Source organism: Streptomyces sp. NPDC050388, assembly GCF_040655635.1.
In the GTDB taxonomy this organism is placed as follows: Bacteria; Actinomycetota; Actinomycetes; order Streptomycetales; family Streptomycetaceae; genus Streptomyces.
This window is the reverse complement of sequence record NZ_JBFAKH010000043.1, coordinates 1-21,122: the sequence shown is the minus strand read 5'-3', so window position 1 is coordinate 21,122 and position 21,122 is coordinate 1. Positions and strand designations below refer to the sequence as shown.

At 69.4% G+C, this 21,122-nt stretch carries 23 protein-coding genes and 4 pseudogenes; 15 read left to right on the top strand and 12 right to left on the bottom strand.

Annotation, left to right across the window (positions count from 1 at the left end; translation table 11 throughout):
• Nucleotides 1-145 precede the first annotated feature (145 nt).
• Nucleotides 146-1,024: a YceI family protein gene (locus AB0I73_RS24005; protein ID WP_363040502.1), complete on the top strand. Its 879-nt coding sequence runs from the start codon at nt 146-148 to the stop codon at nt 1,022-1,024.
• Between the two features lie 108 nt (nt 1,025-1,132).
• Here AB0I73_RS24005 and AB0I73_RS24000 read toward each other — a convergent pair whose 3' ends face one another.
• The 3 genes from AB0I73_RS24000 to AB0I73_RS23990 all read right to left on the bottom strand — a co-directional run bounded on the left by AB0I73_RS24000 (nt 1,133) and on the right by AB0I73_RS23990 (nt 3,374).
• A complete protein-coding gene (locus tag AB0I73_RS24000) occupies nt 1,133-1,393 on the bottom strand; it encodes an IS3 family transposase (RefSeq protein WP_363040500.1) in 261 nt (86 codons plus the stop codon).
• A 507-nt stretch (nt 1,394-1,900) separates the two neighbouring features.
• A complete protein-coding gene (locus tag AB0I73_RS23995; RefSeq protein WP_363040498.1) occupies nt 1,901-2,938 on the bottom strand; it encodes an SPFH domain-containing protein in 1,038 nt (345 codons plus the stop codon).
• 4 nt (nt 2,939-2,942) lie between these two features.
• On the bottom strand, nt 2,943-3,374 hold the full coding sequence (locus AB0I73_RS23990) for an NfeD family protein (protein ID WP_363040496.1): 432 nt from the start codon (nt 3,372-3,374) through the stop codon (nt 2,943-2,945).
• Between the two features lie 426 nt (nt 3,375-3,800).
• Between AB0I73_RS23990 and AB0I73_RS23985 the strand changes: the two genes are divergently transcribed.
• Nucleotides 3,801-4,064: a hypothetical protein gene (locus AB0I73_RS23985; protein ID WP_363040494.1), complete on the top strand. Its 264-nt coding sequence runs from the start codon at nt 3,801-3,803 to the stop codon at nt 4,062-4,064.
• Nucleotides 4,065-4,567: 503 nt separating this feature from the next.
• Here the strand turns inward: AB0I73_RS23985 and AB0I73_RS23980 are convergent.
• The 3 genes from AB0I73_RS23980 to AB0I73_RS23970 form a co-directional block, all read right to left on the bottom strand.
• Entirely contained in the window at nt 4,568-5,773 is a 1,206-nt protein-coding gene (locus AB0I73_RS23980) for an MFS transporter (protein WP_363040492.1), read from the bottom strand.
• A complete protein-coding gene (locus AB0I73_RS23975) occupies nt 5,770-6,219 on the bottom strand; it encodes a Chromate resistance protein ChrB (RefSeq protein WP_363040562.1) in 450 nt (149 codons plus the stop codon). The genes AB0I73_RS23980 and AB0I73_RS23975 overlap by 4 nt, the downstream gene beginning before the upstream one ends.
• 1,210 nt (nt 6,220-7,429) lie before the next feature.
• Complete coding sequence (locus AB0I73_RS23970; RefSeq protein ID WP_363040490.1) at nt 7,430-7,636, bottom strand: cold-shock protein; 207 nt, start codon at nt 7,634-7,636, stop codon at nt 7,430-7,432.
• A gap of 598 nt (nt 7,637-8,234) precedes the next feature.
• Between AB0I73_RS23970 and AB0I73_RS23965 the strand changes: the two genes are divergently transcribed.
• A complete protein-coding gene (locus AB0I73_RS23965; RefSeq protein ID WP_363040488.1) occupies nt 8,235-8,621 on the top strand; it encodes a DUF2267 domain-containing protein in 387 nt (128 codons plus the stop codon).
• A gap of 233 nt (nt 8,622-8,854) precedes the next feature.
• Entirely contained in the window at nt 8,855-9,310 is a 456-nt protein-coding gene (locus AB0I73_RS23960) for an SRPBCC family protein (RefSeq protein WP_363040486.1), read from the top strand.
• Between the two features lie 196 nt (nt 9,311-9,506).
• Here the strand turns inward: AB0I73_RS23960 and AB0I73_RS23955 are convergent, their stop codons facing one another.
• Nucleotides 9,507-9,743 (bottom strand): hypothetical protein, encoded by a 237-nt coding sequence (locus tag AB0I73_RS23955; RefSeq protein WP_363040484.1) that lies wholly within the window; start codon nt 9,741-9,743, stop codon nt 9,507-9,509.
• Nucleotides 9,744-9,927: 184 nt separating this feature from the next.
• Here AB0I73_RS23955 and AB0I73_RS23950 point away from each other — a divergent pair, with 184 nt between their 5' ends.
• From AB0I73_RS23950 to AB0I73_RS23935, 4 genes are all read left to right on the top strand, one after another.
• Nucleotides 9,928-10,365 (top strand): archease, encoded by a 438-nt coding sequence (locus tag AB0I73_RS23950; protein ID WP_363040482.1) that lies wholly within the window; start codon nt 9,928-9,930, stop codon nt 10,363-10,365.
• A gap of 773 nt (nt 10,366-11,138) precedes the next feature.
• Nucleotides 11,139-11,375, top strand: coding sequence for a hypothetical protein (locus AB0I73_RS23945; protein WP_363040480.1), 237 nt, complete (start codon nt 11,139-11,141; stop codon nt 11,373-11,375).
• Nucleotides 11,376-11,594: 219 nt separating this feature from the next.
• Nucleotides 11,595-11,975: a CBS domain-containing protein gene (locus AB0I73_RS23940; protein WP_363040478.1), complete on the top strand. Its 381-nt coding sequence runs from the start codon at nt 11,595-11,597 to the stop codon at nt 11,973-11,975.
• 209 nt (nt 11,976-12,184) lie between these two features.
• The gene (locus AB0I73_RS23935) at nt 12,185-12,829 is read left to right on the top strand and encodes a protein-L-isoaspartate(D-aspartate) O-methyltransferase (protein ID WP_363040476.1); all 645 of its coding nucleotides are present in this window, start codon (nt 12,185-12,187) and stop codon (nt 12,827-12,829) included.
• 307 nt (nt 12,830-13,136) lie between these two features.
• Here AB0I73_RS23935 and AB0I73_RS23930 read toward each other — a convergent pair whose 3' ends face one another.
• Nucleotides 13,137-13,877, bottom strand: coding sequence for a PP2C family serine/threonine-protein phosphatase (locus AB0I73_RS23930; RefSeq protein WP_363040474.1), 741 nt, complete (start codon nt 13,875-13,877; stop codon nt 13,137-13,139).
• 235 nt (nt 13,878-14,112) lie between these two features.
• On the opposite strand from AB0I73_RS23930, the gene AB0I73_RS23925 reads away from it, so the two are divergent.
• The 6 genes and pseudogenes from AB0I73_RS23925 (at nt 14,113) to AB0I73_RS23900 (ending at nt 18,798) form a co-directional block, all read left to right on the top strand.
• Nucleotides 14,113-14,811, top strand: coding sequence for a DUF2267 domain-containing protein (locus AB0I73_RS23925; protein ID WP_363040472.1), 699 nt, complete (start codon nt 14,113-14,115; stop codon nt 14,809-14,811).
• A gap of 22 nt (nt 14,812-14,833) precedes the next feature.
• Nucleotides 14,834-16,258, top strand: coding sequence for an RtcB family protein (locus AB0I73_RS23920; protein ID WP_363040470.1), 1,425 nt, complete (start codon nt 14,834-14,836; stop codon nt 16,256-16,258).
• 14 nt (nt 16,259-16,272) lie between these two features.
• Nucleotides 16,273-16,791: pseudogene (locus tag AB0I73_RS23915) on the top strand (DDE-type integrase/transposase/recombinase); the annotation flags it as partial.
• 34 nt (nt 16,792-16,825) lie between these two features.
• Nucleotides 16,826-16,991 (top strand): annotated as a pseudogene (locus AB0I73_RS23910) (IS5/IS1182 family transposase); the annotation flags it as partial.
• Nucleotides 16,992-17,218: 227 nt separating this feature from the next.
• On the top strand, nt 17,219-18,553 hold the full coding sequence (locus tag AB0I73_RS23905) for a S8 family serine peptidase (protein ID WP_363040468.1): 1,335 nt from the start codon (nt 17,219-17,221) through the stop codon (nt 18,551-18,553).
• Nucleotides 18,550-18,798: a hypothetical protein gene (locus AB0I73_RS23900; protein WP_363040466.1), complete on the top strand. Its 249-nt coding sequence runs from the start codon at nt 18,550-18,552 to the stop codon at nt 18,796-18,798. The genes AB0I73_RS23905 and AB0I73_RS23900 overlap by 4 nt, the downstream gene beginning before the upstream one ends.
• Before the next feature lie 337 nt (nt 18,799-19,135).
• On the opposite strand, the gene AB0I73_RS23895 is transcribed toward AB0I73_RS23900, so the two are convergent.
• The 4 genes and pseudogenes from AB0I73_RS23895 to AB0I73_RS23880 form a co-directional block, all read right to left on the bottom strand.
• Entirely contained in the window at nt 19,136-19,273 is a 138-nt protein-coding gene (locus tag AB0I73_RS23895; RefSeq protein WP_363040560.1) for an isochorismatase family protein, read from the bottom strand.
• Nucleotides 19,264-19,644 (bottom strand): annotated as a pseudogene (locus AB0I73_RS23890) (DDE-type integrase/transposase/recombinase); the annotation flags it as partial. The pseudogene AB0I73_RS23890 and the gene AB0I73_RS23895, both read right to left, overlap by 10 nt.
• 516 nt (nt 19,645-20,160) lie before the next feature.
• A pseudogene (locus AB0I73_RS23885) lies at nt 20,161-20,594 on the bottom strand (ATP-binding protein); the annotation flags it as partial.
• Nucleotides 20,595-20,608: 14 nt separating this feature from the next.
• A complete protein-coding gene (locus AB0I73_RS23880) occupies nt 20,609-20,875 on the bottom strand; it encodes a hypothetical protein (RefSeq protein WP_363040464.1) in 267 nt (88 codons plus the stop codon).
• A 42-nt stretch (nt 20,876-20,917) separates the two neighbouring features.
• Here AB0I73_RS23880 and AB0I73_RS23875 point away from each other — a divergent pair.
• On the top strand, nt 20,918-21,122 hold a 205-nt coding region (locus tag AB0I73_RS23875; RefSeq protein ID WP_363040462.1), incomplete at its 3' end, for a hypothetical protein.

Below are 21,122 nucleotides of genomic sequence, written 5' to 3'. Positions count from 1 at the left end.
GTGCAACCATCTCCCGCCAACACCCCGACCGCGCAATCAGGCTGAAAAGGGCTCAAGGTAATTGCCTATTGCATCCAAAGCCTCGGGGTGATCGAATGTGCGTCCGGCGATCGGTGTTCTTGACGTTACGCAGAGGGTGTCGCACATGATGGGCCGCTGGTTGGCAGGTCGAACAAAACAGCGTCAGGCGGGCCCGCTGGCAGCTGTGCAGACCCCCTCGAACGCCGGGGTGCTGAGCTGCCGGGTCCTCAGCCCGGCCAACGAGCCGGTGTCGAATGCCCGATGGGCGGTCAGCGACACCGTGGGACGCACACTGGTCGAGGGCGGGACGGATCCCTTCGGTTCGTTCGTGGCCACGATTCCGGCGGGAGAGTACCGGCTCGCGGTGTTCGCCGAGGGGTACCTGCCGTACCGGGCGCCGTGCACGGTCACCGAGGACTCCCTCGCCTCGCTCGGCGATGTGACCCTGCGGGCGGCACAGCCACTGGAGATGCCCGCGCCGGGCGACTGGGAGATCGACCTGGCGCACTCCTCGATCGCCTGCACCGCGCGGCACATCGGGGTGGCCCGGGTGCACGGCCGGTTCAACTCCTTCGCGGGAGTGGTGCGGATCGCCGACGACGCGACGCAGACGGCGATGCACGTGGTGATCGACGCGGCGACCATCGACACCAATGTGCGGATGCGCGACGACCATCTGCGGTCGGCGGACTTCCTGGACGTGGCGCAATTCCCGACCATCGAGTTCTACAGCGACCAGTTCGTGCCCCGGGGCGGCAACCGGTGGGACGTCATCGGTGAGCTGTGGCTGCGCGGAGTGGCGCGTACGGTCACGCTGGACATGGAATACCTCGGACTCGGCAACGGCATGCAGGGCGAGGCCCGGGCGGCTTGCCGGGTCACCACCGAACTGCACCGCGACGACTTCCAGGTGAGCTGGCAGACGATGCTGGCGAGGGGTATCGCCGCCGTCGGCCCCACCATCCGGGTCGACATCGACGTGCAGGTCGTGCCCAAGAGCTGACCGACCTGGCGTTCGCTGTCCCGAAAGACGCCCGGCAAGGGGTGAGCCTCCTTCGCTGTGCGGGAGGGGCTGACTAGCTGGTCATGGTGGGTTTGCGGGGTTTCAGGTTCACCGGTTCGGCCGTTGCCTGGTCGGCCTAGTGCTTCTCCTCGGACTCGATGGGCTGAGGCAGCCGAGCCGTTTCTGGATGCGGCGAGGGTTGTGGAACCCGTCGAGACACTCGAAGAGCGCGAGGTGGGCCTCGGTCCGGGTGGCGAACACCCGGCCGCGGATGCACTCGGTCTTGACCAGTATCCACAGGTTCTCCGCCAGGGCGTTGCCGAACGAGTCGCCCACCGACCCCATGGACGCCTCGATTCCCGCCCGCATCAGGCGTGTTGCGACGACCGGTTGAATCCGGGCTGTCCACGCGCGGCACAGTGCCAGAAGAGCACTGTCGAGGTGCGAATTCGCCCGACAGGCTCGCCTGGTGAGTGACGACGCGCAACCGGGCAGTCGGGATGCCCCTGTGGTGTCGAGTGCAGGCGGAGCGGTTCGAGGCGTGGTTCCTGCCGGATGCCGGTGAGGATCTGGAGGCCGTGCACGACGTCGACGTAGAGGTGCGACTGCCGGAGGGCTCTCGGTGGAGTGCGAGCGTCTGCACGGTTGCTCACGTCGAGACGCTCGTGGAGCGGTGGGACACCAGCGGGGAGCGGAAGTCGATTCCGGTGTCCCGACGGCCTCATCGTCCGCGATGTGGACATCAGCAACATGGTCCAAGTGCTCTCAGGGCTGATCGAGAACGGCGAGTTCACTCACATCTTGCAGCGTCTCGACGACTGAACCGACTGACACTCTCATCTCATTCCGAAGCGGTCGGTGAGGGGCTACTCATTGTCAACGAGGCGGATCGGACGGGAGGGCACCGGAGACGGCGCCATCCACCTCGGCGGCGTCAGCGACGGCCTCGGCAGCTGCTTCTGCGGCCTGCGCCGTGTCGTCGGCGGCCTGGGCGTCCATGTCATCGGCAGGCTTCTCGCGAGTGGCCGGCGACGGGGGCAGCTCCTTGCTGAAGGCTTTGGACACGCCTTGGAGCGCGGCGGTGATTTCGCTGGGGATCACCCAGAAGTTGTTGCCTGAACCTTGCGCGAGCTGGGGCAGGGTCTGGAGGTACTGGTAGGCGAGCAGCTTGGGGTCGGGGTCGTTGCGGTGCACGGCCTGGAACACCTCGTCGATGGCCCGGGACTGGCCCTCGGCCTGGAGGATCGCAGCAGTACGGTTGCCCTCCGCGCGCAGGACGGCGGCCTGCTTGTCACCTTCGGCGGTGAGAATCTGCGATTGGCGCTGGCCCTCGGCCCCCAGGATCGCGGCCCGCTTGTCCCGCTCGGCTCGCATCTGCTTCTGCATCGCGTCCTTGATGGTCTGCGGGGGATCGATGGCCTTGATCTCCACCCGGTTGACTCGCAGTCCCCACTTACCGGTGGCCTCGTCCAGCACGCCGCGTAGCTGACTGTTGATGGTGTCCCGTGAGGTGAGCGTCTTCTCCAGGTCCATGGAGCCCACGACGTTGCGCAAGGTGGTGACGGTCAGCTGCTCGACGGCCTGAAGGAAATTCGCGATCTCGTAGAAGGCCGCTCGTGGGTCGGTGACCTGGAAGTACAGGACGGTATCGATCTCGACGACCAGGTTGTCCTCGGTGATGACCGGCTGTGGATTGAAGGAGACGACCTGTTCACGCAGGTCGATCACCGGGCGAACGCGGTCGATATAGGGGATGACGAGGTTGAGGCCGGGGTTCAGGGTGCGATGGTAGCGGCCGAGTCGCTCGACGTTACGAGCGCGCGCCTGGGGAACGATGCGCACCGCCCGCACCACGGTGAAGATCGCGATCAGTGCGACGAGCAGGCCGACGATGAGGAACGCAGAGGTCTCCATGGTTTCAGTCCCGGGGGTAAACGAACGCAGTGGTGCCGCTGATCTCTATGACGTCGACGGTCTTTCCCGGAGGAATCACCAGCGTCTCGTCGTAGGCGCGGGCCGTCCATTCCTCCCCGTCGATACGAACCCTGCCACCCCGGCCCGACACCTCCGAGACGACATAGGCAGCCTTGCCGACCAGTGCATCTATGCCGAATCGCGCCGCTTGGGGCTGGAGCATATGACGCATTGCGACAGGGCGCACGAACAGCACGGTGACGGTCGCCACGACGGCGAACACCAAGAACTGGAAGGGCAGTGGCAGTCCGATTGCCGCGCACCCCGCCGTGACCAGCGCGGCGGCACTCAGCATTCCGAGCGCAGCGGTGAGGGTGAGGATCTCCGCCACAGCCAACACAGCTGCGATGATCAACCAGATCAGCCACAGATCCATTGCGTACCCCTTCCGGCCGGTACGGGTGCGGAGGGCCCGGAGCCCATCGTTGGACCCTGCAGGTGAAGGCCGCGGTGCCCCCTTGTGAAGGAAACCCCGCCGATCGAGCGGAGGCATGCTGATGCGACACCTGCCGCAAGCACCTACTCCCAAAATTTACCCTTATTTTCCCGTTCTTGAGTGATTACTCCCCACGGATGAGCCGCCCCCCGAATGGCCCTATCGAGAAGATCTCCCTGCGAAAATCCTGGCAGGGTGGTCATCACCTCTGCCTCGGGCGGATCAATCGCCCGCACCCGTGGAAAATTCAAATACCGCCCGAGACGGGACCGCAATACTGCTTCGTGAGTGCGTCGTGGCTTCCCGGAGCCGGGGAAAGGAGTTCGGCGAACTCCCGGATCGGTCTGGCGAGGGCACTGGGAGCCCGTGGTCATCACCAACGAGACGCCCGTCCTGCTGCCCGAGATGAGCCCGCTCGCCGGCATGAGCGTGGTCGAGCGGACGCGCTGCATCGGCGTCGGCATGGGAACCCGGGTGGAAATTTTGCGGCTTGCCCGCCTCCCAGGGACAGGCGGCCCTGCTCGGTCTCAACGCAAGCGACCTCATCCTGGCGGTGAGCGGACGTACTACGACGGCGACGGCCGCGCGGTGGAGACCGCCGACATCTTCGTCCCGGAGCACACTGGCTGAAGCCCTTGGCAGAGCTGTTCGGTGCCGGAGACCTGCTTCTTCCGGTACGGCTCGGGCCTGGCCGACTGCCGCTCCGTTGCCGATCGCCCACCTGCCCCTGCTTCTGGCCGCTCGTGCAACTGTCGGCCTGCTCCACAGCACCGACATCCGTGCTCCGCAATGGACGTGCGAGATCACGAACTGCCTCAGTCGATGGAGGGTCGGCGGACTACATGACCCCCTTCCAACTCCACGGACGTGGCCCCGGTGGTCGCGCAGACAGCCGAACCGGGTGAACCGCTCAAAGGGGCTGTCGTCCGCGAACCCGCCGAGGAGTCGGGGCTCCGCGCCCACTGCGCAGACATCACCCTTTTCGGGACGCTGGTCGACCACGTAGAAGACGTAGTCCGCGTCACTGCGGGTGCCGTCGTCACCGCGTGGGAGGTGGGAGGGAGTCGCCGCCCTGTCAGGTGAACCGTGAGTGGCCGGCAGTGGCACTGCCTGAACGACCTTCCGCGGTGGCGTCATGAACTCCCGGTGACGCGCTCGGTGGGCCGGGCGGCTGCGCGTCGTGCGAGCGCGAGGGCGGCGCCGACCGCGGTGAGGGCGGCGAGGGCGGAGTAGCCGTAGGTGAGGGTCGCGGCGGTGGCCACTGCGGCGACGAGGAGCGGGCCTCCGTCGTCGCCGAGTTCACGGCCGAGTTCGGCGGCGCCCATGGTCTGGCCCATGCGTTCCTCGGGGGTGCTGGTGGCGAGGGCGGCGAAGCCGAGGGGGGTGATCAGGCCGGTGCCGGCGCCGATGAGGACGGCGGCGAGGAGCACGCCGGCGAGGCCGGGCAGCATGGCGCCGGCGAGACCGGCAGTGGTGAGGGCCAGGCCGACGGCGAGGCCGCTACGGGTGGTCAGCCGCCCGTTGTCGAGGGCGCGTCCGGTGCAGGGCTGGACGAAGGCGGCGGTGGCGGCGAGGACGGATACGGCGGCGCCGGTGGCGATGGTGCCAAGTCCGACGGCGGCGCCGGAGACGGGCAGGAAGCCGACACCGACGGAGAGGGCGGCGGTCGCGGCGGCGAGGGCGGCGGTGGGGCCGAGGAAGGCGGGGTCGGCCAGGCGGCGGGCGAGGTCGAGGAGGGTCTGGCGCTGCCTGGGCAGCGGAGGCACGACGGGTACGGCGAGCGCGGTCCACACCGCGACGCCGGCGCCGAGCAGGGCAAGAACGGTGAAGAGCAGGCGCAGGCCGCCGACCCAGACCAGGAGTCCGCCGAGGAGGGGGCCGAGGGTGTAGCCGATGGACTTGTAGAAGCCGTAGCTGCCGAAGGCTCGCCCGCGCTTGGCAGCCGGGTTGAGGCGGGCGACGAGTGCGGATGCGGACGGGGAGAAGGCGGAGGCGGCGGCGCCCTGGCCGAGGCGGGCGGCCCAGAGCCAGCCGGGGCTGTCGGCTATGACGTAGAGGGCAGAGGCGGCGGCGAAGGCGATGAGGCCGCCGACGAGGACGGGCTTGGCGCCGATGCGGTCGGCGAGGGCACCGAAGACAGGCTTGAGAATCATCTCGGCACCGTCGTAGAGGGCGAGGAGCCCGCCGAGAACGAGGAGGGAGGTGACGGCGTCGTCGGAGAAGCCACCGAGGTTGGCGGCGACGCCGTGGGCGCCGAAGGCGGTGGTGAACCCGGCCGCGTACAGGGGCCACATCCGGCGCGCGGGCGCCGCCTGGGCGGGGGCGGTCGGGGTGGTCATCGCTGGTCCTCCGGGGTTTCGTGCAGGTGGGCGAAGACGCGCTCGGCGTACTCCTCGCAGACGGCTGCGCAGATCTTGAGGCGCGCCGCGGCCTCGGCGGCCTCGGGGGCGCCGAAGACGTCGCGGGCGGTCAGGTCCCGGTGCCAGCGGCGCAGCCGCTCCAGCGACTGCTCTTCCTCTTCGAGTTCGGCAAGGGTGAACTTGGCGTTGTGGATCTCCTCGGCGATCTCCTCTTCGAACTTGCCGCAGTCGGCGAGGAGCTCGGTCCAGTCGGCGGAGCGGGTGGCGGTGAAAAGTACCTGGAAGCGGGCGGCATCTTCGGGTGCCCGGCCGTAGGCACTGAGCGTGACGGCCTGTCCGCCGGCGTTCTCGGTGAGTGTGAGGGCGCGGGCGATGCCGCCGGCGAAGACGGGGACGTCGGGGACGGCCCAGACGCCCTGCCCCAGCGTGAGCGCGCCGATGCGGCGCAGCCCACGCCATACGGCGACCCGGTGACGGGAGGGCTCGGCGGGGGTCTTGATGACGAGAACGAGCCACTGCCCGCCCGATTCTGCATTCGATACACCAGGGAATGCAACAGGCGTTACACCACACCCTGTGATGAGTCACCCGTGCTCCTCGCATCCTGTGCCCAGGTACGGGTGTGTCGCCGGAGATGTCTTCCGCCGGAGGCGGCGTGGTCTCCGGAAGCCGACGGGCTCGGTCCTCGTCCTTGATGTGGGCGGAGTGCTGATGGAATGCCCGGTCGCGACGGTCCCGCAGTTGGTCCACTGGGTGTCGAGGGAGCCCGGGATCGGGCAGCCGAGGCTGCACCGGCATGAGAAGGACTCCGACCCGCTGATCGTGCCGACCGCCTCGGCCGCGGCGCGGTTCGGGCCGCCGGAACGACTTGAGGACCGCCGGGGCCCGCGCCTTACGGAGGATCACCCGGTCGTCAAGCAATTGGCGGAGGTGAAGTGGAAGTGGACCCAGCGCGGGTTCGGCCGGTGGCCACGGATCCACCGCCTGGCGCAGGGCGGCCGGCGGCAGTGCGTACAGACGGCGGTCCTGGCTCGGGACGCCCTGGACCCCGTGCCTGGGGCGACGCCGCCCGGCTGCACCCCGCCGATCTGGCCCGTGTCCTGGGTGTGTTCGCGTCTCGGGTACTCACTCCGAGTGGTTCCATTGAGGTGACCGGGCTGGAGCTGAGGACGGCGTTGCGGCCGCCGGCCCGGCCGGTCAAGGGCGAGGCGAGCGGCGAGTGGGTCCCCGGCTCGAACCCGGGCGTACTTGTCCGGCCGGTGGACCCGGCGCCGCCGGAGGCCCCAGGAGCATTTGGTTGCGCAGGGGTGGGAGCGCGGCTTCCTGGATGAAAAGGCTTACCAGTGGGTGCGCGATGTGCGGTTGCTCGGCGATGAGGAGTGCCTGCCGCCCTGCACGGTCGGCATCGACATCGACACCGCCTTCCTCGCCGCAGCCACCCGCCTCACCGTCGACCTCAGTGAGTCGGCCCACGTGACCGCCCCGGTGTTCGACAAGGAGGTCTCCGGCACACGGCTGGTAAATCTCTCCCGCATCGACCTGGACCCGCGCCTGCCCATCTCCTTCCCCTCAGTGGCCTGCGCCCGAGGAGTCAGGCCGGTACACCACCGCCCTGACGTACGCCGGGGAACCCGGCTACGGCTCGACGACGACGTTCTCCGCCTGAGGGCCCTTCGGCCCCTGGGTGACGTCGTAGGAGACACGGTCGTCTTCGTGCAGTTCCTTGAATCCGGTGGCCTGGATGGCTGAGAAGTGGACGAACACGTCCGGACCGCCGCCGTCCTGCTGGATGAAGCCGAAGCCCTTGTCCGGGTTGAACCACTTCACCTTGCCAGTCGCCATGCTGCTCTCCTCCAATGGGCTCCGGGCGTTTTGGAGCACTTTCGGTAGCGTCCCTGAACAGTACTAGCAACGCACGGTATGCATTCGGCTGCAATGCGCTATGTCAAGATCGAGTCGCCATTGCCCACAGGTAGGGTTCTGCGCCGTGACGATCACGCAGTGGGCAGAGCCCGGAAGGTGAAGGAGGCGCCGCGGTCGGCAGCGACTCCCCGAGGCCGCCAGGCGGCGCGCTTCGAGCCCTCACGGACAACGACACGCCTGCAACCATCAGCGCCTCCACTCCTGTGCGCGGACGCAGCGGCCGGACGACGAGAGACGAGAACGTGGCCGCCGGTGCCTCCGCCTCCTCCGTCTCCGGTTCGGCTGTGGGTCGTCCGTCTGCCGCCGGGGTCACTTCGGATTCCGTGCCCGACGGACCTCCGGCCCGGGTGCCGTGGTGCGTCTCGCGGACGTTGTTTCGCGGTCCGGCCCGCGGGCACTCGGAGCAGGCAATGCGCGCCCTGGATGCTGCCATGTGCGGAGTCGCCCAGGTGGCGTCAGGCAGGGCGCGGCGTGTCCGGAGTCGCAGTGGCGTGCGGACCGACAGCAGGAGGTGGCCGTGAGGCTGGAGGAATTCCTGACCCGGGTCCAAGACCGCGGGGAGTACCACAGCCTGGAGGAAACCGAGCACGTCAGTACGGCGGTGCTGGGAGTGCTCGCCTCCAGGATCACTCCGGAGGAAGCCGCCGGCCTCGCGGCTCAGCTGCCCGCTCCCTTGACCGAGGCCCTGCACCTGGAACCGGGCGGCCCCGATCCCTTTGACCGGGAGGAGTTCCTCAGCCGCGTAGCCCGGCAGACCGGTGCCCGACCGCGGACTGCGGAGTGGGACGCGAGCGCAGTGCTGTCCACCGTCGCCGACGCGGCCTCCGGCAGGCAAGTCGATCACTTGCTGTCTCAACTTCCTGAATCCTACGCGGATTTGTTCGGCAGGCCGACCCTGAGGTGACTGCTCAGGCGTGGCCCGACGCCGGTCGGCATCCGCAGCCCCGCCTCGGTAGCCGAGCGCACAGCAAACCCTGATCGTGACCGATGTGTCCGGCGACGTCGCCTTCGACGGCGCCGGATCCGTGCTGTGGGCAGTCGACCCCGTCGGCTGCCGCATAACGGCCAGCCCCGTCTCGGGTCCCGGACGACGAGACGGTGACGGCGCATAATGGAAAAAGAAGGCCACATACGCACATGAGTCGGACGTGGAGGTGGGCTGTGAGCACCCTCCAACAACACGTTGATGTCGAAGTTCCGATCGGCGAAGCATGGGACAGCCTCCACCGGGTGGAGAACTATCCGCGCTTCGTGGACGGACTGCGAGACGCCCGCACGGAGGCAGAAGGCCGAACACACCTCGGCGTCGAGGCCGGCGGCCGGTCCCGGGAATTCGAGGCCGAAGTCTCCGACCACGAGGGAGAGCACGTAATGGAGTGGCACACCACCGGTGCTCCCGACCTGACGGGTTCCTTCTCCCTGCAGTCGATCGACGAAAACCGTACCCGGGTCCAGGCACGGCTCGAGTACGAGCCCGGCACCATCAGGGACACCTTCGGCGGGCCGAAGGGCTTCGCCCAGGCGAACGCGATGGAACGCCTCGTCCGCAGCGATCTCGAGCACTTCAAGGAGTACGTGGAACAAGGACGGTGACCGGCAGGAGGGCCCCGTTGCCGTGCTCGGCGCGATCTCGGCGTCCGTCCCCTTCAGGACGTCGCAGTCCGGCTGGACGTCGAACTCCTGCTCGCACTGGCCGATGTGGGCGACCTTCAGCGCAGTGGACGGTCCAGCTCCGCCGCGAAGAAAGCCGAGGCATACTTCGGGATCGCGTTCGCCCGCCGCAGCTCCTTCACCCCCGCTCCAGCTCCGCGATGCGGGCGACATCGGCACTCGTGGCGCCCTCACGCAGGCTCTCGCCGGTCCAGGTCCGCTTGACCCAGGTCCGCAGGGCCTCCGGGTGCACATCGAACCGTTCGGCGATCCGCCGGACCGTCCCGGTCCGCGTGGCAGGGTCCTTGCGGGCCTCCACCGTCATCCGCGTCGCGCGCTCACACAGTTCGTCGGAGCACTTCTTCGGAGCAGCCATGATCGGCATCCTTCCGGGTCTTCGACGCCTTCATCAAACCCCGGGCGGTTCGCTTCCTTCCCGCGTTGACCGCGCCGCCGTGCACCTGGGGCAATCCGGCGAGGCCGACGCGCGTGCCCTTCCCCAACGGGACGACGATGGAGACGCGGACCGTTCGTGTGGATCGTGAGGAGAGAGCAGGGGTGTGACAAGGCCGGACAGTTCCGCGCGGCACGCCGGGCATCGTAGTGTTCCGCACACCGCGGACCTGCGGGTGGAGGCATGGGCCCCGACGCGCGAGGAGTGCCTGACGCAGGCGGTGCGGGGTGTCTGCGAGTCGTTTCTGGACCTGACGGGGGCAGCCGGTGTCCGTCGGCGGGACGTCGTGCTGCGGGCGGACAGGGACGAGGATGTACTGGTCGCCCTGCTGGAGGAGGTCGTGTACTGGCTCGATACCGAGGGTGAGGTACCGGTCGGCGTGGAACTGACACCGGTCCCCGGTGGCTTGCGGTGCGGGCTGCAGATGGCTGATGCCGGGTCGCTCCCGGTGACGGGGGCCGCACCGAAGGCGGTCACGCTGCACGAGCTGGCCTTCGCCCGCGGGCCGGAGGGCTGGATGTGCTCGGTGACGCTCGACGTGTGAGCCTTGGCCGCGGCCACCGGTCCAGCTCGGCTGCCGCGGCACCTCGGCGCATGGCCCGAACAGCCGAGCGACCCGCTGCACGTGCGCCTCAGCCCACCCGGTCTTTGCGCAGGAACCGGCGCAGTCGCCGCAGTGGCCACATGTTGATCACACCGTCGGGGGTGATCCATCCGCGTTGTGCCGTGCCGATTCCTTAGCGGAGGTACGCGAGAGGGGGAGTGGGTGGGCGTTCCTGTTGACGGAGAACTTCGCCCCCGTGACTCCTGGAACGGAGGATGTCCTCGTCGCCCAGGTGGGGGCGCTCGGGCCGGGCGTTGACCTCCAGGGTCGCGCCTGTGCGGTCACAGGCGGCGAACGCTTCGTCGAGGTCGACGTCGATGTCCGGCGCTTGCCGATCAGAGGGGTGGCGGGGTGACCGATGACGTTGATGTGGGATTCTCACCGGCGCATACGACCCGCCGGGTCATCGTCGTCCGGCCAATGCGGAAGTGAGAACGCACCGAGGCCACGCAGATCTCGAAGCCCTCGAGGAACTCGTCGGGCCAGTCCACCCCCTCGTACACGAGCTGGCGCACGCCGTGGTGGTCCGGCACAACGGGGGAGAGGTGGACAATATCGTGCTGTGGCCGCTGGGCGGGCGGCTCGGCTCAGGACGGAGGGCACCAGCCCCGGAGCGGGGCTGAGGATCGTCGGCGTCGCCCCCGTCGGCCTTTTCTGAGCGGGCCCTTCGCCCTCGGTACCTGGCTGCCCGACCTGGGCCCGCGTCCGGGATCGTGGTGGAGATGGTGGCCTGGCCGGCGGGCATCACCGTGCTGCTCGCGCTTTTCAACGCGCTGTCCGCCGCACCGCTTGACGGCGGCAGGCTGCTGCGCGAGTTCCTGTGGTGTCGCACGGGAGACCGGCTGCGGGCGACAGCCGGCGCGCCCGAAGCGGGGCGGGTTTTCGGGTGGCCGCTCGTGATGCTCGAGCTGATCGCGTTCGTGCAAAGCGGCGCGTTCGGCGGTCTGTGACTGGCGCTGCTCGGCTGGTTCCTCATCGCGGCCGCCACCGCAGAGGGACGACAGGCCCAGCTGCGCGGCGTGCTCGCCGGTGCCTCGGTGCGGGACGCCATGACGCCCGAACCTCACGGTTCCCGCGGACACCACGGTCACGGGCTTCCTCACCGATGCGAGCTACCGCTACCGGCATTCGGCGTTCCCGGTGACCGAGGAAGGGGCCCGGTCGGGCTGGTGCCCTTGGACGGTGCCCGGCGGGTGCCGCAGGTCCGGGCCCATGCCGTGACGGTGAGGGAGGTGATGGTGCCGTCGGCGCAGGCCACCGTGGTGGGGCCGGACAGTCCGCTGGCGGATCTGCTGTCGCGTATGGAGCCGGGTGCCGAGTACCGGGTCGTGGACGACGGCAGGCTGGTCGGGATCGTCTCGCTCTCGGACGTGAGCCGTGCGGTGGTCTGGCCGATGGACACCTCCCCGGGTGGCGCGGTGGCCCGTGCCCGTGGCCCGGCACCACCAGGACGACTGCAGCGGGCAGGCGTCCACCTGGACCCGGTCGCACCATTTCCTGACAAGCACGGACCTGGCGGTTTGTCCGGCATGGTCCGGGCACCGGGTTGAGCACGTCGGTGAGGCGCTGGAGAATGTCAGGAACAGGTCGTCGATGATCAGGACGCCGGCGGCGCGCCGCCGCTCGTTCAGGACGGGCAGCCTGCGTACGCCTGATCTGCGAAGCGCCCTGGCCGGCGGTCGAGGCGTCGTCGGTGGCCCGTCGACCGTGAGTCCGACGGCACGTTCGCCCTCCGGCCATCGCACGGAAAGCAGCGGACATGACCGAAGCCGCCCCTCCACCCGAGGATCTCGTACGGGCCGTTCGAGGGGCCGGTATCAGCGACGAGCGCCTGCTCCAGGCCGTACGGGCGACGCCCCGAGCGGCGTTCGTCCCCACCGGCCACCGAGCACATGCCTACCACGACGTGCCCATTCCGATCGGGCACGCACAGGTGACCACACAGCCCTCGCTCTCCGCCATGATGATCGAGGGCCTTGACTTGAGCGGGCACGAGCACGTACTCGAGATCGGTACGGGCCTCGGCTTCCAGACCGCGCTGCTCGCCCGGTTGGCCGCCGATGTCGTGACCATCGAGATGTGGCCGGACATCGCCCGGCGGGCACGGCGCAACCTCGCCCGGCAGGACATTCGGAATATCGAGCTGCGCATCGGGGACGGCAGCGGCGGCGTCCCGGACCGCGCTCCGTACGACGCAGCCATCGTGTCCGCCGCGTTCCCGGAGGTCCCCGCCCCGCTGGCCGAGCAACTGCGCTTCGGCGGCCGCCTCGTCCAGCCCATCGGGCCGGGTGGCCGGGAGCAGGTCGTGTCCTTTCTGCGCACCGCGACGGGGCTGGAGCGCCGGCGGATACTCACGCCCGCGCATTTCGTCCGCCTGCAAGGACGGTACGGCTTTTCCTCCTGAGCCCCGCCGACCGCGTCGTGCCGCCGTTTCGGCGGACCGTGCGACACGAGGAAGGGTGACGGTCAGCTCGCCGTGACTGGGGTCGTGCCCACGCCGACCCGACATCGGCACGCGCGGAGATACGGCGGCAGCGCGCCGGTGACGACCGAGCGCGGGCAGAAGCGCCAGAACTCCCCGAAGTGCGAGGAGCGGGCACCGACGTCAATCGGCGATGACGCGGGTTCCCTGTGATGTCGTGCCCTTCGTCGCATCATCAGAGGGGCGCCCTCGGCCCCACCGTCCGGTTCACACCGGTCAAAACCGGGGCTCATTGGTCCGCGACGCGTACCAGGGCGAGCGTGATGTTGTCGGGTCCGCCGGCCGCGATGGCGGCCTTCCACAGTTCGAAGACGGCCCGGCCGTCGTCGTACTCCCGCATCAGACCGTCGAGGACATCGTTCGGCACCGGGTCGGTCAGGCCGTCGGTGCAGATCAGGTACCGGTCGCCGGGAGCCACAGAGGCGGCGGTCACATGGGGGGTGATGGCGCGGTACTCCGCCGTGCCGCCGAGGGCCTGGGTCACGAGGGAAGTAACGCGCTGCCCTGGCTCGGTCGGGGGGTTGTCGTCCACGCTGACCTGGAGCAGTCCGTCCCGGAGTGCGGCGAAGACCCGGCTGTCGCCCACGTTGAACGCCAGCAGCGACTGGGGCAATATGACGGCGCCCGCGACGGTCGTGCCCATCGTGGCCGGTCCGCCGCCGCTTGCGGCCGCGTACACCTCACGGTTGCAGGCGTGCAGGGCCTCACGGACGCCGTTCTCATCGGTCAGGACAGGCCCGGTCGACGCGAGTCGGCGGACGACCAGGGCACTGGCCACCTCCCCGCCGGGCTGGCCGCCGAGCCCGTCGGCGGCGGCGACGACGAGCGGCGTACCGAGGGGAAACACGAGCGTCTGTGGGTTCTCGGTGACGGTGGCGCACAGTGTCCACGGCCCGACGACGAGGCTGTCCTCGTTCCGGTCGCGGACCAGTCCTGGATGGCTGAGCACACTCACAGCGACATATGCCATCGGATGCCACCGCCTTTCCATACCGGGCCGATGGGTGCGTGACCCGTGACCGTCTGCCCGGGGGGCGGGTGCCAGGCGGTGCATCCGAGGCCGGATCGTGCCGTGACCATTCTCAAGTGGCCCACCCGGCAGTGCATCTCGGCCGCAGCGGGCGCTTCCGCATGCGATTCGGCCGTGCCCGTGACGCTGGGCAGTGGTGCGGCTGCCGGTCGGCTTCATCGGCAATAGCATGAATATGACAGGGCTGGGACACGGAGGAGCCGCGCGGGCAACGAGCCTCTTCCCGCGGGACGCGCCGTCGACGCGACGGCCGCTCGCCGTTCCGCCACTCATTGAACTTCTTGACCGCTTCCGGGTGTCGGTGTCACGCACCGCCCGCGACGGAGGTGCGGCAGCCGGTGAGGCGCAGGCACGGATGCACGGACAGACCGCAAAGGGAAGATTCATGTCCGCGACGCGCTCAGCCGGCTCTGAGCACGCCGTCCACACGGCGAACATCAGGCTGAAGGCGGTGTCCGAGGTTCTGGGAATCGAGGACCGACACCTCGCCGAGAGGGTCCTGCGCACCTGGCTGCATACGCTCCGCGACCGGCCCACCGTCGATGTGGTGGCCCACTTCGGCGCGCAGCTTCCCGAGTTGCTGCGTGGCGTCCACTACGGCGGCTGGGACCCCAGCATCGTGCCGGCCAAGTACGGCCGCGAGGAGTACGGGAGCCGTCCGTCGAGGAAGCCGGGGTCACCGCTGAGGAGGCCCCTACGATCGCCCCCGCAGTCACCGCCGCCCTGCGTCGGCACTTCTCACCCGGACAGCTGGGGACGGCAATCGAGCAGCTACCGCACAACGTCCGAGCTCTGCTGCTCCAGCCGACCTCCTGACCGCGCTCGCCCGAGAACGGCGGGGGTCGGGGTGTTGCTTTCGGGGAAGGTCGCCTGAGAGAGGGCAGAGGGTGATGGGCATGGACATCACGCTGGTGGAGGAGACCCCCTTCCGCTTCCGTATCGAGCGGCAGGGCCCGATGCGCGTGCCCGGGGTGGTCTTTGCGACCCGGGAGCTGTTGCCACAAGCGACCGGCGACAAAGCGCTGGAGCAGATCGCTAACGTAGCGACCCTGCCCGGCATCGTCCGCGCCTCGTACGCCATGCCCGACGTGCACTGGGGGTACGGCTTCCCGATCGGCGGGGTGGCCGCCACGGACATCGACGCCGGCGGAGTGATCTCACCCGGCGGCGTCGGATTCGACATCTCCTGCGGTGTACGGCTGCTCGCCGCCGACACCGACAGCCGCCGGCTCGCCCCCCGTCTCCGGACGCTGATGGACATCCTCGGCGACACCATCCCGCGCGGCATGGGACGTGGCGGCCTGTGGAAACTGTCCGGACGCCCGCAGATGGAGAAGTTGCTGGTCGGCGGGGCCGAGTACGCGGTGGAGCGCGGTCACGGCGTGCCACGCGACCTGCTGCGTTGCGAGGACCACGGAGCGCTCGCGGAGGCCGATCCCTCACAGGTCGGGCAGCGGGCCGTCGACCGGGGGCTTGCGCAGGTGGGCAGCCTGGGCTCGGGCAACCACTTCCTGGAGGTGCAGGCCGTGGACCAGGTGTACGACACGGACACCGCGGCCGCGTTCGGCCTGCGCCATGGACAGGTGTGCGTGATGATCCACTGCGGCTCACGCGGCCTGGGACACCAGGTGTGCACCGATCACGTCCGGGTCATGGACCACTCGCTGCGCGCTTACGGCATCTCCGTCCCGGACCGGCAACTGGCCTGTGCCCCGGTCGTCTCCCCGCCGGGCCGCGACTATCTGGGAGCGATGGCGGCCGCGGCCAACTACGGTCGTGCCAACCGACAACTGCTCACCCAGGCCGTGCGCCACGCGTTCGCCACAGCTGCCGGGGTGGGCCTGGACCTGGTGTACGACGTCTCCCACAACACCGCCAAGCTCGAGACACATGAGGTGGGCGGCGTACCGCGTCGGCTGTGCGGCCACCGCAAGGGCGCCACCCTGGCCCTGCCCCCCGGCCACCCGAGCCTCCCGGAGGACCTCACCGAGGCCGGACAGCCACTGCTGGTCCCCGGCACCATGGGCACCGCCTCCTACGTGATGGTCGGCACCCCGCAGAACGACGCGTTCCTCTCCGCCTGCCACGGCGCGGGGCGCGTATGGAGCCGCCACCAGGCGCTGCGCCGGGTCCGGGGCGAGCAACTGCGCGGCGAACTGGAGGCCCACGGCATCGCCGTCCGCCCGTCCTCCTGGCGTGGGCTCGCCGAAGAGGCCCCGGACGCCTACAAGGACGTCGACGTCGTGGCGACCGCCACCGAGGGCGCGGGACTGGCTCGGCTGGTCGTCCGCTTGGTACCGCTCGGCGTCGTCAAGGGATGAACACCGGGGCGTGCCGTCGGCCGCGGGCCGGCGACCCGTGGCACCTGGACGAGGTCTTCGTGATGATCCACGGGGAGCGCATGTACCGGCGGCGCGCGGTCGGCGCCGACGTCACCGTGCTCGACCTCCTGGTGCGGTCCCGGCGGGACGAAACCGCGGCCTAGCGCTTAGACCCGCATGGTGCCCGCGTGGTCGTCACCGACAAGCTCCGCTGTTACGGCGCGGCCCGCCGCGAGGCCATGCCCTCGGCCAAGCACCGCTGTCACAAGAGCCTGAACAACCGGGCCGAGAACAGCCATCAGCCCACCCGGCAGCGCGAACGCGCCATGAAGGGCTTCCGCTCCGCCGGCGGAGCCCAGAGGTTCCTTGCCGCGTTCAGCGGCGTCTCACCGCACTTCCGACGCCGCCGCCACCTGATCACCGTCACCGAATACCGCACCGAGATGGCCACCCGCTTCACCCTCCGGGACCAGGCCACCGGCCACCGCCACGTCCCGACGTGGCGGCAGAGACCCAGGCACCCAACAACGTGACAGCGCCTATGCGAGGCCAGCAGTATCGCCCCGAGGGCGGCAGGCGGTCGATCGGTCCCGCGCAAGGATCCGGGCCCTCGTCGAACAGGCGTCGCCCCCTCACGTCCTGGTGGCTCCTCCGCAAGCTGCGATGCTCGACCACCCGCATCACGGGCCTCGTCCTGGCCGTCCTCTGCATATATCTGGACAGCTCGGACTGAGGATGAAAGGGCTCACGGTCAGTGACGTTGTGTTGCGGTCCTTCGTGCTCAGTGCGACGGTGTTCGAGGGGCGCCGCCGACAGCCTGGCAAGGGACAGCCTTGCAGGTGACGGCACCACGCGTCGATTCACGACTGAACCGCGCCCCGCCACCCCCGCACCCGACACTCCGTGCATCGACGCGCGTCCACGAACCGGGGGGAAACCCAGCAGAAAGTGGGAAATTCAATGGCGAACGGCCCCATGGACAGGCGCGCCTTCGGCGAGCAGCCCTTTCGGCCCAATGGCCCCGTCAGAGGCCAGGGCACCGAGTACACCGGCCGGTACGTGGTTCTGCTCGACCCGAGCAACCAGGAGAGCGGAATCAACGCACTGCGTTCCTCCGCCGACATCGCGTCCGTCGAGCGCGTTCGAGGCACCGAGGCCGGGAACGTCGCCGAACTCCTCGAGCGCCCCGACGTCTCGGTGCTCTTCGAGGACCTCAACGCCGCCGTCGTCGAGGTGCGGCCCGAGCAGCGCCACGCGCTGGTGACCACGGCCGAGGCGGAACCCTCGATCATCGCGGCGGAGCCGGAGCGCATGGTCTACGCCCTGCCGATCACCGCCCCGCAGCAGGCGCCGACCGAGTTCTTCCCGGCCTACCGCAGCGACGAGGACGTGGTCACCCGCCACACCAGGGCCGAGATCGCCGCCGGTCAGGGCCCGGCCTGGATCGAGGAGAAGTGGACCTGGGGCCTGCAGGCGATTCGGGCCGACCTGTCCCACCTGACCGGACGCGGGGTGAAGATAGCCGTTCTGGACACCGGCGTGGACACCGACCACCCGGACTTCGCCGGCCGCATCGAGGCGACGGAATCCTTCGTGCCCGGCGAGACCGTAAAGGACGGCCACGGCCACGGCACGCACTGCATCGGCACCGCCGCCGGCCCGGCCAGCCCCCGGCAGGGCCCCCGCTACGGCGTGGCCCCCGAGGCCCAGATCCTCGCGGGAAAGGTGCTCAGCAACGCGGGCAGCGGCACCGACGGCCAGATCCTGGCAGGCATGGCCTGGGCCGTCGCCCGCGGCGCGCGGGTGATCTCCATGTCGCTGGGCGCACCCGTCCGACCGGGTGAACTCTTCCCGCAGACGTACGAGATCCTGGCCAGGCGTGCGCTCGAGCGCGGGGCGGTGATCGTCGCCGCCGCGGGCAACGACAGCCATCGGCCCCAGGACATCCGGTCTGTCGGCCGGCCCGCCAACTGCCCCTCCATCCTCGCGGTGGCCGCGCTCGACAAGGCGATCGCGCCGACGTTCTTCTCCAACGGCGGCATCAACGGACAGGGCGGCGAGATCAACATCGCCGCGCCCGGCTGGCAGGTGCACTCGGCCGCCCCCGGCGGCGGATACCAGCCCATGAGCGGCACCAGCATGGCCACGCCGCACGTGGCGGGTGTCATCGCCCTGCTCGCCCAGGCGAACCCCAACGCTTCCGCGGCCGATCTCATGGCCGGCCTGAAGTCCGGCGCGTTCCCACTGGCACAGCCCGTCCGGGACGTCGGCGCGGGCCTGCTCCAGGCCCCGTGAGCGAGTCGTCCCCATCCGCGCCGGTCGGGGTCATCCTCGCGGTCGACCCCGACCGGTTCGCGGAGGTGGTCGAGGCCCTGCGGCGGGCCGGGCTGACGGTCACGGGCGAGCAGCCGGTCCTCGGCACGCTCTCCGGCACTGTCGCGGAGGACCGGATCCCGGCCCTGGAGGCGGTCGATGGCGTCGACTCCCTCGACCGGGAGCGCACCATCCAACTCCCCCCGCCCGACTCTCCGATGCAATGATTCCTGATGCTGTCTGCCAAGCCATGAAAGCAGTGGAAGGCATGGCTCCGTAGGTCCGTCCGTCGCGGAGAAGGGCCCAGAGGACGTCGACGCGACGGCGGGCCAGGGCCAGGACGGCCTGGGGGTGGCGCTTTCCCTCGGCGCGCTGTCCACGAACGGGCCCTCCCGGCGAGACCACCAGAAGATCATTCCACCCGGTCAGCCAATGTGACAGTGCCGTACGAGCGGCTCGGAGACCGGCTCAGTCAGGGGCAAGCACGGAGCAGAACTCCTCCGCAGTGGTCAGCAGGGCGTCTCCCCGCGAATCGAAACGCGGCCAGTGTACGCTCGGCGACCTCTACGCCACCGCCTCCACAGGCATCCGTGACACAACCGGAGTGTGGCCCAGGCCCGTCGCATGGCGGACGGTGGGCTCGACACCGATCTCCATGGCGACGCCGATGACGGCAACGGTGGTGATCCCGCAGTCGCGCAGCGTGATCTCAGGTTCAACTCCCGTATCAGATTGCGGTATTCATGCGAGGTGTACTTCGATCCACGGCCCGAGTGCGCGATGCGGTCCTTCTTCAGGGAACTGCGGCCGACGGCCATCTTGAGCACGTCGACGACGAGCTCGGCCCGGTGGTGGTCGGCCATCGCGTACCTGGCCACCTCACGCGTGGCCAGATCGATGACCGTCGCGAGGTACCACCAGCCGACCGGCGTCGGGAGACACGTGAAGTCCGAAACCGGTTTCGTGCCGGGCTCGGCAGCGGTGAAGTCGCGTCCTCCCAGGTCGGGAGGCGGAGCGGCCTCGGTATCGGCCTTGGCCGGACCACGGCGCTTACGGCGGGTGATCCCGCACATGCCGTGCTCACGCGCGGGGTACCGTAGGCGCCCCGGGAGTCGGTGTGGATCCGCCGGATCTCCCCGGCGAGTTCGTCCTCGACCTCCCGCCGGACCTCGGCGGTGGGCCGGACCGCGAGGTAGGCGTAGTAGGCCGAGCGCCCCACCTTCAACGCCCGGCACAGCAGCGACACACTGTGCCCCTCCGGGTTGTCCTCGGTCGCCCTCTCCGTGTCGATGAACCGGTAGCGCACGGCTACTTCGTCTTCTGCTGCGCGAAGAAGGCCGTGGCTTTTCCCAGCACTTCGATCGTCTGTTCCTGCTCGCGGACCTTGCGCCGCAGCCGGGTCAGCTCCTCAGGCTTCGCCGCCATCAGGACACTCACCGGGCCCAGGAGCGCCGGTTTCACCCGACGGGGTGGCCGGTGGGGAACGCGTGGTGCGGCATCGTGCGGATGTCTACGATCGGTGATCGTGAAACTGGTCGTGCGGGTCAAACTCCTGCCGACGCCCGAGCAGGCGGTGGCGCTGGAGGCGACTTCGTCGCGAGCGTGTGGCGGACGCGGTAGCCCTTCATCGCGGCCTCGGTGCCCAGCGCGATGAGCATGTGCGACTTGCCGGTGCCGGAGTCGCCGATCAGGCAGAGCAGCTGGCTCTTCTTGAGCCACTCGCAGCTGGCGAGAGTATGAATGATGGCCGGGTCGATGCTCGGGTGAGCGTCGAAGTCGAAGCTCCGCAGGGGCTTCTCTCGAGGGAAGCCGGCGGCCTTGATCCGCCTCTCCGACCGGCGGCGGACCCGGTCGTCGCACTCGGCCATCAGCAGCTCGGCGAGGAAGCCGCGGTAGGTCATCTGGTGCTTCATCGCCCGGTCGGCGATCTCGGGGACTCGTCGCGGATCGACGGCAGCCGCAGCATGCGGCAGACGGCGTCGGCGGCCTGCTCGGTCAAGCCTCTCCGACGGGGCAGGGCCACTGTGCTTCTTCCGCTCAGTGGCCGCTGCCGCTGACACGACGACGTCGGAGCAACTGGTCATAGGGGGCCACCGAGGGCAGCGGCCTGGTGGCCGGCGGGAGATGAGACAGCTTCCACTGGTGCAGGGACGTCACCGTCACCGTCGCCGACAACTGGCCGGGCACCCGGGTATCCGGTGCGGTCTCGGCCTGGGTGGCCTTGCGGGCCTCCAACGCGACCGCATCCGCAGCCAGACCGGCGACGATGTACTCATGCGGCAGGTGCCGCCCGAGCAGTAGCACCTCGATCAGGGCCGGGTGCGGTCCCGCTCGCCGTGGATCTTCATGACCTGGTTCCACCAGGCGTCGTGGACCGGGGCGAACTTGCCCGCTGCGCGGGTCTGTTCGAGAGCGGTCGAGCCGGGAAACGCGCCGGGTCACTTCCACGTTCTGGTCTTAGAGGTCCTAACAGAGTGCTCGGACGCGCCGGTGCAGGATGAGGCAGACAGCCAACTGCAGGAAGGCGTCATGGATGTCGTCCCGGCGCTCC

Excerpts from the sequence above, each read along its gene's own strand:
- AB0I73_RS24005 (WP_363040502.1), top strand. The coding sequence starts at position 146 with ATGATGGGCCGCTGGTTGGCAGGTCGAACAAAACAGCGTCAGGCGGGC.
- AB0I73_RS24000 (WP_363040500.1), bottom strand. The coding sequence starts at position 1,393 with ATGCGGGCGGGAATCGAGGCGTCCATGGGGTCGGTGGGCGACTCGTTC.
- AB0I73_RS23995 (WP_363040498.1), bottom strand. The coding sequence starts at position 2,938 with ATGGAGACCTCTGCGTTCCTCATCGTCGGCCTGCTCGTCGCACTGATC.
- AB0I73_RS23990 (WP_363040496.1), bottom strand. The coding sequence starts at position 3,374 with ATGGATCTGTGGCTGATCTGGTTGATCATCGCAGCTGTGTTGGCTGTG.
- AB0I73_RS23980 (WP_363040492.1), bottom strand. The coding sequence starts at position 5,773 with ATGACCACCCCGACCGCCCCCGCCCAGGCGGCGCCCGCGCGCCGGATG.
- AB0I73_RS23970 (WP_363040490.1), bottom strand. The coding sequence starts at position 7,636 with ATGGCGACTGGCAAGGTGAAGTGGTTCAACCCGGACAAGGGCTTCGGC.
- AB0I73_RS23960 (WP_363040486.1), top strand. The coding sequence starts at position 8,855 with ATGAGTCGGACGTGGAGGTGGGCTGTGAGCACCCTCCAACAACACGTT.
- AB0I73_RS23955 (WP_363040484.1), bottom strand. The coding sequence starts at position 9,743 with ATGGCTGCTCCGAAGAAGTGCTCCGACGAACTGTGTGAGCGCGCGACG.
- AB0I73_RS23935 (WP_363040476.1), top strand. The coding sequence starts at position 12,185 with ATGACCGAAGCCGCCCCTCCACCCGAGGATCTCGTACGGGCCGTTCGA.
- AB0I73_RS23930 (WP_363040474.1), bottom strand. The coding sequence starts at position 13,877 with ATGGCATATGTCGCTGTGAGTGTGCTCAGCCATCCAGGACTGGTCCGC.
- AB0I73_RS23925 (WP_363040472.1), top strand. The coding sequence starts at position 14,113 with ATGACAGGGCTGGGACACGGAGGAGCCGCGCGGGCAACGAGCCTCTTC.
- AB0I73_RS23920 (WP_363040470.1), top strand. The coding sequence starts at position 14,834 with ATGGACATCACGCTGGTGGAGGAGACCCCCTTCCGCTTCCGTATCGAG.
- AB0I73_RS23905 (WP_363040468.1), top strand. The coding sequence starts at position 17,219 with ATGGCGAACGGCCCCATGGACAGGCGCGCCTTCGGCGAGCAGCCCTTT.